1 rRNA gene is annotated in these 2890 nt (G+C 52.3%); it reads right to left on the bottom strand.

Going from position 1 to position 2890, the window contains the following annotated elements:
• Window positions 1–17: 17 nt before the first annotated feature.
• Window positions 18–2890, bottom strand: a 23S ribosomal RNA gene (locus AC1DYX_RS30040).

The following is a 2890-nucleotide window of genomic DNA, read 5'->3' as shown; positions in this document are numbered from 1 at the left end:
ATGACTGCCAAGGTTATAGGGACAAGCCGTACGGGCAATTAGTATCGGTTAGCTTAATGCATTACTGCACTTCCACACCCGACCTATCAACGTCCTGGTCTCGAACGACCCTTCAAGGAGCTCAAGGCTCCGGGAAATCTCATCTCAAGGCGAGTTTCCCGCTTAGATGCTTTCAGCGGTTATCTCTTCCGAACTTAGCTACCCGGCAATGCCACTGGCGTGACAACCGGTACACCAGAGGTTCGTCCACTCCGGTCCTCTCGTACTAGGAGCAGCCCCCTTCAAATTTCCAACGCCCACGGCAGATAGGGACCAAACTGTCTCACGACGTTTTAAACCCAGCTCACGTACCACTTTAAATGGCGAACAGCCATACCCTTGGGACCGGCTACAGCCCCAGGATGTGATGAGCCGACATCGAGGTGCCAAACTCCCCCGTCGATATGAACTCTTGGGAGGAATCAGCCTGTTATCCCCAGAGTACCTTTTATCCGTTGAGCGATGGCCCTTCCATACAGAACCACCGGATCACTATGTCCTACTTTCGTACCTGCTCGACTTGTCGGTCTCGCAGTTAAGCACGCTTATGCCATTGCACTATTAGCACGATGTCCGACCGTACCTAGCGTACCTTCGAACTCCTCCGTTACACTTTAGGAGGAGACCGCCCCAGTCAAACTGCCTACCATGCACTGTCCCCGACCCGGATCACGGGCCAAGGTTAGAACCTCAAACAAACCAGGGTGGTATTTCAAGGTTGGCTCCACGAGAACTGGCGTCCCCGCTTCAAAGCCTCCCACCTATCCTACACAGATTGGTTCAAAGTCCAATGCAAAGCTACAGTAAAGGTTCATGGGGTCTTTCCGTCTAGCCGCGGGTAGATTGCATCATCACAAACATTTCAACTTCGCTGAGTCTCGGGAGGAGACAGTGTGGCCATCGTTACGCCATTCGTGCAGGTCGGAACTTACCCGACAAGGAATTTCGCTACCTTAGGACCGTTATAGTTACGGCCGCCGTTTACTGGGACTTCAATCAAGAGCTTGCACCCCATCATTTAATCTTCCAGCACCGGGCAGGCGTCACACCCTATACGTCCACTTTCGTGTTTGCAGAGTGCTGTGTTTTTATTAAACAGTCGCAGCCACCAGTTTATTGCAACCCTTTCACCCTTCCACAGTAAAGTGGTCAAGCTACCGGGGCGTACCTTATCCCGAAGTTACGGTACCAATTTGCCGAGTTCCTTCTCCCGAGTTCTCTCAAGCGCCTTAGAATACTCATCTCGCCCACCTGTGTCGGTTTGCGGTACGGTCTCGTATGACTGAAGCTTAGAGGCTTTTCTTGGAACCACTTCCGATTGCTTCGTGYCACAAGGACACACGTCTCGACCCCTTGAATTACGCGCCCGGATTTGCCTAAGCGCCTTCTATGAGTCAAAAACCAGCTATTCCAACAGCTGGACAACCTTCCGCGATCCGTCCCCCCATCGCATCATACGACGGTGCAGGAATATTAACCTGCTTCCCATCAGCTACGCATCTCTGCCTCGCCTTAGGGGCCGACTCACCCTGCTCCGATGAACGTTGAACAGGAAACCTTGGGCTTTCGGCGAGAGGGCTTTTCACCCTCTTTATCGCTACTCATGTCAGCATTCGCACTTCCGATACCTCCAGCATCCTTTACAAGACACCTTCTCAGGCTTACGGAACGCTCTCCTACCATATGCGCAAGCGCATATCCGCAGCTTCGGTGACTGGCTTAGCCCCGTTACATCTTCCGCGCAGGACGACTCGATCAGTGAGCTATTACGCTTTCTTTAAATGATGGCTGCTTCTAAGCCAACATCCTGACTGTTTTAGCCTTCCCACTTCGTTTTCCACTTAGCCAATCTTTGGGACCTTAGCTGGCGGTCTGGGTTGTTTCCCTCTTGACGCCGGACGTTAGCACCCGACGTCTGTCTCCCAAGCTCGCACTCACCGGTATTCGGAGTTTGCAATGGTTTGGTAAGTCGCAATGACCCCCTAGCCATAACAGTGCTCTACCCCCGGTGGTGATACTTGAGGCACTACCTAAATAGTTTTCGGAGAGAACCAGCTATTTCCAGGTTTGTTTAGCCTTTCACCCCTACCCACAGCTCATCCCCTAATTTTTCAACATTAGTGGGTTCGGACCTCCAGGGCGTGTTACCGCACCTTCATCCTGGCCATGGGTAGATCACCTGGTTTCGGGTCTACACCCAGCGACTGTCGCCCTGTTCGGACTCGATTTCTCTACGGCTCCCCTATCCGGTTAACCTCGCCACTGAATGTAAGTCGCTGACCCATTATACAAAAGGTACGCCGTCACCCCACGAAGAGGCTCCGACTGTTTGTATGCACACGGTTTCAGGTTCTATTTCACTCCCCTCCCGGGGTTCTTTTCGCCTTTCCCTCACGGTACTGGTTCACTATCGGTCGATTACGAGTATTTAGCCTTGGAGGATGGTCCCCCCATCTTCAGACAGGATTTCACGTGTCCCGCCCTACTTGTCGTACRYTTAGTACCACCGGTCTGATTTCATGTACGGGGCTATCACCCGCTATGGCYMCYGTTTCCAARGKRTTCCATTATCAGTCCGACTATCACGTACAAGGCTCATCCCATTTCGCTCGCCACTACTTTGGGAATCTCGGTTGATTTCTTTTCCTGCAGCTACTTAGATGTTTCAGTTCGCCGCGTTCGCTTCGCATACCTATGTATTCAGTATGCGATGACCCAGAGGGCCGGGTTTCCCCATTCGGAAATCTGCGGATCAAAGTGTGTTTGCTCACTCCCCGCAGCTTATCGCAAGCTACTACGTCCTTCATCGCCTGTAATCGCCAAGGCATCCACCATGTGCGTGCACTTATTC

It is taken from the genome of Massilia sp. P2_C2 (assembly GCF_056404615.1).
This window is presented reverse-complemented; position numbering and strand designations above follow the sequence as displayed.